At 48.6% G+C, this 7,933-nt stretch carries 8 protein-coding genes and 2 tRNA genes; 4 read left to right on the forward strand and 6 right to left on the reverse strand.

All coding sequences use genetic code 11. The annotated features are described in order from the left end of the window. Positions 1-90 precede the first annotated feature (90 nt). The 5 genes from KDK15_RS11165 to KDK15_RS11185 form a co-directional block, all read right to left on the reverse strand. Positions 91-2,181 (reverse strand): S9 family peptidase, encoded by a 2,091-nt coding sequence (locus KDK15_RS11165; RefSeq protein ID WP_257295435.1) that lies wholly within the window; start codon positions 2,179-2,181, stop codon positions 91-93. 142 nt (positions 2,182-2,323) lie between these two features. Beyond that, positions 2,324-2,605, reverse strand: coding sequence for a sulfurtransferase complex subunit TusB (tusB, locus tag KDK15_RS11170; protein ID WP_257295436.1), 282 nt, complete (start codon positions 2,603-2,605; stop codon positions 2,324-2,326). Continuing rightward, complete coding sequence (gene tusC / locus KDK15_RS11175; RefSeq protein ID WP_257295437.1) at positions 2,605-2,964, reverse strand: sulfurtransferase complex subunit TusC; 360 nt, start codon at positions 2,962-2,964, stop codon at positions 2,605-2,607. The genes tusB and tusC overlap by 1 nt, the downstream gene beginning before the upstream one ends. A 1-nt stretch (position 2,965) precedes the next feature. After that, positions 2,966-3,358, reverse strand: coding sequence for a sulfurtransferase complex subunit TusD (gene tusD / locus KDK15_RS11180; RefSeq protein WP_257295438.1), 393 nt, complete (start codon positions 3,356-3,358; stop codon positions 2,966-2,968). A gap of 99 nt (positions 3,359-3,457) precedes the next feature. Further along, positions 3,458-4,129, reverse strand: coding sequence for a Bax inhibitor-1/YccA family protein (locus tag KDK15_RS11185; RefSeq protein ID WP_257295442.1), 672 nt, complete (start codon positions 4,127-4,129; stop codon positions 3,458-3,460). Between the two features lie 206 nt (positions 4,130-4,335). On the opposite strand from KDK15_RS11185, the gene KDK15_RS11190 reads away from it, so the two are divergent. Then, a tRNA-Ser gene (locus tag KDK15_RS11190) sits at positions 4,336-4,426 on the forward strand. Positions 4,427-4,475: 49 nt separating this feature from the next. Further along, positions 4,476-4,566: transfer RNA gene (locus KDK15_RS11195), tRNA-Ser, on the forward strand. Positions 4,567-4,835: 269 nt separating this feature from the next. On the opposite strand, the gene KDK15_RS11200 is transcribed toward KDK15_RS11195, so the two are convergent. Then, positions 4,836-5,942 (reverse strand): protein kinase family protein, encoded by a 1,107-nt coding sequence (locus tag KDK15_RS11200; RefSeq protein ID WP_257295439.1) that lies wholly within the window; start codon positions 5,940-5,942, stop codon positions 4,836-4,838. 285 nt (positions 5,943-6,227) lie between these two features. Here KDK15_RS11200 and KDK15_RS11205 point away from each other — a divergent pair, with 285 nt between their 5' ends. Next, on the forward strand, positions 6,228-7,412 hold the full coding sequence (locus tag KDK15_RS11205; protein WP_257295440.1) for a class I SAM-dependent DNA methyltransferase: 1,185 nt from the start codon (positions 6,228-6,230) through the stop codon (positions 7,410-7,412). Between the two features lie 148 nt (positions 7,413-7,560). Beyond that, positions 7,561-7,863, forward strand: coding sequence for an N-6 DNA methylase (locus tag KDK15_RS11210; protein WP_257295441.1), 303 nt, complete (start codon positions 7,561-7,563; stop codon positions 7,861-7,863). The last annotated feature ends 70 nt before the right edge of the window (positions 7,864-7,933 follow it).

The raw sequence follows: 7,933 nt of genomic DNA on the forward strand, positions 1-7,933 counted from the left end.
GCCATCCTCGCTACGGGGTCGCCTAGACGGGCGCTATTCTCGGACAGCCTCCTAGAACGATGATTCACACAATCAATCCATCGATTAACGCTACTTCATGCCAAAACACTTGAGGATAAAGGCGTAGTTAAAAGCTTCTTCATCAATCCATTCATAACGCTTGCTGGCACCCGCATGGCCTGCATGCATATTCATGTTTAATAGCAACAGGTTATCATCGGTTTTTAAATCCCTCAGGCGCGCCACCATCTTGGCCGGTTCCCAGTAGGTGACCTGCTCATCGGATATCCCGGAATTAAACAGCATCGGGGGATAATCCCCTGCCCGCACATTGTCATAGGGAGAGTACTGCATAATATAATCAAAGTCGTCGGCACTGGTGACAGGATTGCCCCACTCTTCCCATTCCGGTGGAGTCAATGGCAAGGATGCATCACTGATGGTGTTAATAACATCAACAAAAGGCACATCGGCAACCACGCAACCAAACAAATCCGGACGCAGGTTGGTCACCGCTCCCATTAACAAGCCACCGGCACTGCCACCATTGATCGCAATCTGCCCTTTACCGGTATACCCCTGCCTGACCAGATACTCAGTAGCATCAATAAAGTCATTGAAGGTATTCATCTTATGGCGCATTTTGCCATTGAGATACCACTGATAGCCTTTTTCATCACCGCCACGAATGTGTGCCGTTGCATAAACAAAACCACGATCCACCAGGCTGAAGAGCTTTGATGAAAAACCAGCAGTCATACCATAACCGTAGGAACCATAACCGTAAACCAGGGCACGATGAGAGCCATCCTTCACCAGACCTTTGCTATGAATAATAGTTACCGGAATACGCTCACCGTCCCGGGCGGTGGCATACTCCCGCTTAACCTCATATTTTTCCGGGTCAAAGTTGGGCGTCTCACGAGTGTAGACCGCTGTGGTTTGAACGGTCTTCAGATCCAGCTCAAGAACGGTACTGGGCATAACGGGTGAAGAATAATCCAGCCGAACGGTTGTGGCGTTATGATCCCAGTCACCGGAAAAATCCAGTTCATAGGCTTCATCAGGCATGGATACAGTCTGCCTGTTGCCAGACACCATGTCCTGTACCACCAGCTCATCCAGCGCTTTTTCGTTATTTTTCTGCTCAATAATCAGGTAATGATTGTAGAAATGAATATCGGTAAGGCTGATGGTGTCACTTTCGGCCTGAATCAGATGCCAATGCTTCTGCTCCCATTGGTTTACCGATGTTTTATACAGCTGGAAGTTATTGGCACCATTAAGATTGGTGAGAATATAAAAGTCATCTCTGTCGTGATCGAGATAGTGATCGAGGTTAAACACCACGTCATCAGTGCCATGGGCAAACAGATGGAAATCTACTGCGGCGCGGGGAGAAACATAGACCACCTGGCTGGAACCGCTGTTGAGATAAACCATAACGTATTCATGGTCTGTGGTTTCCGATAGCGAAAGAAACATCCCATCAAACTCATCAGGTTTGGAGAACACCAGCGCTTTCTTTTCCGGTCCCTGATGAATATTAATTCTGTAGATATTTTTACCACGGGCCTGCTCATCACGCTCAACCACCAGCAGGTGCTCATCATCAATCCAAAGTATTGAGCCAGTACTGTTATGGAAGGTCCACTCACTGTCCTGCCCGGTCTCCAGATTCCGAACCCGAATACTTCGCTCCATGGAGCCGGTCAGGTTATAACCATAAGCAAGAAAGGTATTTGCCCGGTTAGTGAGGGAAGGGCCAAACATATAGAGATCCTTACCATCGGCTTCTTTGTTAACGTCCATATAAACCACTTCAGGCAAATCCATCGAGCCATGACGACGACAGAGAATGGGATAGTTCTTCCCCTTCTCTTCCCGGTAATAATACAGAAAATCCCCTTTTTTAACGGGCCAGGACTGATAGTCTTCCTTTATCCGGGACAGAATTTCCTGATAAAGCTGCTGCTGAACGACCTTGCTGTCTTTCATTTGGGCATCTTTATAATCACTTTCAGCGTGAAGATAGGCCAGCACCTCCGGATTTTTAAAATCCAGACCTCCTGCCACAATCTTTTGCCAGTGCTCATCCCGCAACCAGTGGTACTCATCGATACGGGTCTGGTCGTGCTGAATAATGGAATGTGGAATTTTTCGAGCGACCGGAGCTTTCAAAGGGATTTCCTCAGAGGCAGATAATGTCAAAGCCAGTGTCAGTAAACACAATAAACAGATGTTCAGCATACCACGGCCTATGGTGAAAAAAACTCGAGAGTTAGATGCTTCAAACTCAAAAAATATGATTGGATAATATAAATCAAAACCATGACAACACTTTCTCATTATCAACACATAATGAAACAAAGCGGTCATAGTCGATGACTTCAAACGGCGCAGACACCTCCACTCCGCGAGCCCTTGCATCGATATCCATCACATACACAGAGCAGCTATCTGGTAAAGCATTCAGCCCGGTTGGCGGTGACAGCAGTTCATAAACAGCATCTTCAATCAACAATACAGAATCGCCGCTGACAACAGCACGAGCACAGAGTGCCATTACCTGACCTGGCTTAGTAACGGTATGCAGCGTACTCATCAGAAATTAAACACCCTGGAATGCTGTTGGATAAACAGAGGCAACTCGCCCTCGGCAAGAACTGTCACCCCTTCCTGAAGCACATCAGAACTGATTCCCCGTTCACCCAGAGACACCTGATCCACATGAATGGTATCTATGCCATATAGAGGCAGCACCTGAAGCATGGCGGCAAGATTCTTACGGGGAATTTGACCGGTCTCCTGCCCTTTCAATAACTGATAGACACCATCGCCAATCAGTAAAAGACTGGTCTCAATATCATAAGAGGCTGATACCAGTGCCATATCAAGAGCCTCACGGGCCGACTGCCCACTGTAAGGTGCCCGGCTCGAAATAACGCACACAGAATGACTCATCTCAGGCTCCAAAGGTGATAAATCGATCGGCCATCAGTGCTCCGTCAAGCAACTGCCCCAGACCGGAAAGTTCATAACCCTTGCGGAGATTATGACCCGGCAGTTCATAACGGTCAGATTCTGCCTGATCCACAATACCCCGCCTTAATGCAGCAGCAATGCAAACCACGGCATCCAGATTATGGGCCTGTACAAACTGTTGCCACTCTTCAGAAAGATTGGACTCATCCTGAGGTGGCTGGGCAATGGCTGTCGCCGTGTTCACCCCATCCTGATAAAAAAACAACCGGACAATTTCATGCCCCTGGGCCACCAAAGCCCGGGCAAAATGCAATGCACTTTGTGGCGCCTGACTGTTGGCCGGAGCGCCATACACGGCCAGTGCAAACTTCATATCAATAACCTTACGTTAACAGAAATAAAAAATAGCCAACCCTGCCAAACAAAAAAAGCCCCACCAAATGGCGGGGCCCGATAAAATCAAAACCAGACATCAGTCGTCACTACTGGCACCCAGCAGGTGGAGCAGCGAAGTAAACAGGTTATAGATATCCAGGTAAAGGGAAACCGTAGCCCGGATATAGTTAGTCTCACCACCATGGATAATACGGCTGGTGTCAAACAGGATAAAACCGGACATCAGCAGCACAATCAGGGCAGACAACGCCATGCTGGCAGCAGGGACGTTAAAGAAGATCAGGGCAATACTGGCAACCACAGCGACAATCAAGCCAACCATCAGGAAGCCACCCATAAAGGAGAAGTCTTTACGAGTGGTCAGGACATAGCCAGAGAGCGCAAAGAACACCACGGCTGTCCCACCCAGGGCCTGCATAATCAGGGATGGACCATTAGCCATACCCAGGTAATGGTTAAGCATTGGCCCCAGGGCTGCACCGAGCACACCGGTAAAGGCAAAAACAGCGACAATACCCTTGCCAGAATCAGCGGTCTTGTTAACGACGAACAACAGGCCAAAACCAACCAGAGAGAGAATCAGCGCCGTCATCTGGCTGATCTGCAGAGCCATGGCAACGCCGGCGGTGACAGCACTGAACAACAGAGTCATACCCAGCAGCATATAGGTATTGCGAAGAACCTTATTGATTTCAACGCCTGCACCCAGGCTGGTAGAAGCAGCGGTCATTACGGGTTTGCGGTCCATCATTGTCATTCCTCTATATAGATGTAATACCAGTCATTATATCAGACCAATTTACTGGGGCTATAGTTTTAACAATTCCTGACATTTTGCCTATCTGAATACTATCCACTATTTTTCACATTCCCTGAGTTGGGAGCATAGAAAAAGATTACCGTTTATCAAGGCGTTGACAGAATTCTGATTTCAGGTAGTATTTGCCTCGTCGCGGAGGGATGGCTGAGCGGTTGAAAGCACCGGTCTTGAAAACCGGCGTGGGTTAATAGCCCACCCAGGGTTCGAATCCCTGTCCCTCCGCCATTTCAGCATACTTTTCTTCATTCTTCGTGACAGAAAAATCATCCTTGTTGGAGGGATGGCTGAGCGGTTGAAAGCACTGGTCTTGAAAACCAGCGAAGGTTAATAGCCTTCCCAGGGTTCGAATCCCTGTCCCTCCGCCAAATTGACGATTACGACCTCGTGTTCTCACAGGGCATTTTCGTTTTGCGCCGAGTATGGCTCGTAGTACCAATTGGCGCTGCTCCAGTACACATTACACATGGTGGTGGCTGGACTAGGTGGTGAAAGTCCACTATCGACCCGGTGCTTCTTACCAGCAGCAAGGAACAGGGGCGTATAACTCTTGCCATATCAGTTCATAAATCTATTTGTCATGGTGGTGGACCGGGAGGAGAGAGGGACCATGAACCCCTCGAGACCAAGGGTAGCCTCAGGTGTCACTCGATTCAGAAACCGGAGTATCTTTGATAGCTGATCTGCCTGCAATTAATTTTTTAGAGAAAGAAGTATCCTCAACAAGGAAACCAGATATTAATTCCCTAGTAGGCAAAGGTAAATTCTTTGACCATAATTCCTTATTTGAATTAAACTCGCCAACTCCATCAGCCGAAGGGGGAGAGAACATAGAGATAATTTTAAAATTGGATGCTATCTTTTTGTACTCCTTGCTTACCTCCTTATAATCCATTCTCAACTGTAGCTTTGCTAGCTCAAGGCCCATAGAAGTAAGCACGGAATATAGTCTTTTATCCTCTGCACTATCAGCCAACTCACATTTATCAAAATCAATAAGCCTGGCTGTTTGAGAATCGTCATCAAACAAAATATTTGCTGGCTTGAAATCATAATAAATAACTTTGTTCGCCACTAGAAAATCTGCTGCCTCCAAAAACTGGAATGCAAGATCCGAAATCAACTCCGGTGTAATTTTTTCAGGAGATTCCTTAATGTAAGATTCTAATGTGCCTTTTCCAAGTTCAAAGACCATATTGAGGTTATTGTTTTCTTTGAAAGAGCCATAATATTTGACAATATTAGGATGTTCTTTGTTTTTCAATACCTCTAAAATTCTAAGTTCTTTCTCAGCCAATTTTTCCAGTGCAGGTGTGTTAACACTGCGTTTTTTAATAGCGACATCAAGATTTTTCTCAGGCGTCAGGAGCTGCCCGGTACTAACGGCTCCTGCACATCCGAATGCAAAATGCTCTCCTATTTTTACTGATTCACTGGAAAGCTTGTCGCCATTGACGCTGAATTCATATGAGTGCCGGGTGTCGGCTTTAGCTTGCTTTTCTGCCTGACTATTTGAAAGCTTTTGATCAGCTTCCTTGATACTGCCATAAGTAATAAGAGGCTGTGTAAGAATCTGCGATTTGCACTCTTGATTTGATAGTTGGCTCAGTTTATTGAGTACCCCTTTTTCAGTACGCACTTGATGGCTACAGAATGCCCCTTCAGGAAGGCTTTCGGTTGTTGTCTTAGTATCTGGAAGGTCGAATTTGTAGTTACCTTTTATTAGTTGATTGATTTCATTCATAATAAAATACCATTATTATTACGCGATGCTCGGATTTGAAGTAGATACCAAGAAATGGAGCTTTCCTGAATTATCAGGGCTACATAGAAGTATTTTAAAAATCCATAGTAAGACCTCTTCACCAGCCTTCACTGTGCACCACCATATCCCGGTTTATGTCTCCCCTCCCCTATACCACTGCAGCCCCCTTTACGGTAACCTAACGACCATTTACTACTAATGGGCCGACAGAAGCACCAGGTCAACAACACCCCCGCTTGCCCGCCCCGCCACCGGTTACCCTTTATGTTGAAAAAACTCACCCTCGAAACCCTGGAATCCTGGCTCTGGGAGTCCGCCAATATCATGCGCGGTTCCATCGACAGCTCCGACTTCAAGAATTACATCTTCGGCCTGATCTTTCTCAAGCGGTTGAACGACGTATTTGAGGAACAGGTCGCCGCCATTATGGCCGATGAAGATTGCACCCGGGCCGAGGCCATGGCGATTGAAGAAGAAGACGGTGACTACTTTGTGCCGCTGAATGCACGCTGGGATTACATTATTGAGCGCACCGAGAACATCGGCGAGGTGATCGACGAGGCCTTTGGCGATATCGAAGCCCGCAACAGCTATCTGGAAGGGGTGCTCACCGCCATTCAGTTTGGCGACAAAGCCAAGCTGGGGGATGACCTGCTGGCCCGCCTGCTGCGCCATTTCAACCGCTACAACCTGGGCAACCAGCACCTGTACAAGGCGGATATGCTGGGCGATGCCTACGAGTACCTGATCAAACAGTTTGCCGACGACGCTGGCAAAAAAGGCGGTGAGTTCTATACCCCCAAGCCGGTGGTGCAGCTGTTGGTGCGCCTGCTTGACCCGCAGCCCGGCCACACCGTGTACGACCCCACCTTTGGTAGTGGCGGTATGTTAGTGGAGAGCGCCCACCATGTGGCCGACCTGCCCGGCGGCCAGATCATGGGCCGGCCGAATGTGGCGCTCTATGGTCAGGAGCGCAACCTGGGCACCTGGGCCATCGGCAAGCTGAACCTCTACCTGCACAATATGAATGCCGACCTGCGCCGGGGTAATACCCTGGTGGAGCCGCTGCACCTGGAACAGGACAGTGTGCGTGTATTCGACCGGGTGATTGCCAACCCGCCGTTTTCCGCCAAACAGTGGTGGACGCCGCTGGAAGTCAACCTGAAAACCAAAGTGGGCAAAGACGGCAAAGAGAAAGAGGTGGCCCCCAACTACAAGAAAGAGGTCTACGACCGCTACGGACGCTTCGGTTACGGCATCCCGCCCCGTGGCTATGCCGACCTGGCCTTTGTCCAGCATATGCTGGCCAGCCTGAAAGACGATGGTCGTATGGCAGTAGTACTGCCCCACGGCGTGCTGTTCCGTGGCGGCGAAGAGGGCAAGATTCGCCAGGGGCTGCTGAAAGGCACCAGCGAGCAGCCCGGTGACCGTATTGAGTTGAGGCGTTGATTGGGCTACCGGAGGCGCTGTTCTGTAACACCGGCATTCCTGCCTTTGTGTTGGTTATCAATAAGCAGAAGCCCACCAACCTTAAGGACAAGGTGATCTTTATTGATGCCAGCGGTGAGTTTGCTGAGGGTAAGAACCAGAACACAGTTTGCGGGCGCAGGATATTGAGCATATTCATGAGGCGCACAGTGCTGCTTTTCATAATGGTGTGGAGGAGGAGAAATATTGTCGTCTGGTGCCGATGGGTGAGATTGCTGGTAATGATTACAACTTGAATATTGCGCGGTATATCGATACTTCGGTGGCGGAAGTGCAGGTAGATATTGCCGCCGTCCTAGCGGAGTTGGAAGTTATCAATGGAAAGTTGGAAGCTGTGGCTGGCGAGCTGAATGACTATCTGCGTGAGCTGGGGTTGATGAAGGTTGCTTCTGCTGAAGAAGAGGTAGCGTGATGTTTCTGCCAAATGAACGCGATGCTCGGGTTTGAAACAGGCATAAAAAGGCACGGCTGCCCCTTCTTCT

The sequence above is a fragment of the Endozoicomonas sp. YOMI1 genome (genome assembly GCF_024606345.1).
Taxonomy (GTDB): domain Bacteria; phylum Pseudomonadota; class Gammaproteobacteria; order Pseudomonadales; family Endozoicomonadaceae; genus Endozoicomonas.

Coding starts and splice junctions, on each gene's coding strand:
- tusB (WP_257295436.1), bottom strand. CDS start 2,605: ATGAGTACGCTGCATACCGTTACTAAGCCAGGTCAGGTAATGGCACTC.
- tusC (WP_257295437.1), bottom strand. CDS start 2,964: ATGAGTCATTCTGTGTGCGTTATTTCGAGCCGGGCACCTTACAGTGGG.
- tusD (WP_257295438.1), bottom strand. CDS start 3,358: ATGAAGTTTGCACTGGCCGTGTATGGCGCTCCGGCCAACAGTCAGGCG.
- KDK15_RS11185 (WP_257295442.1), bottom strand. CDS start 4,129: ATGGACCGCAAACCCGTAATGACCGCTGCTTCTACCAGCCTGGGTGCA.
- KDK15_RS11200 (WP_257295439.1), bottom strand. CDS start 5,942: ATGAATGAAATCAATCAACTAATAAAAGGTAACTACAAATTCGACCTT.
- KDK15_RS11205 (WP_257295440.1), top strand. CDS start 6,228: ATGTTGAAAAAACTCACCCTCGAAACCCTGGAATCCTGGCTCTGGGAG.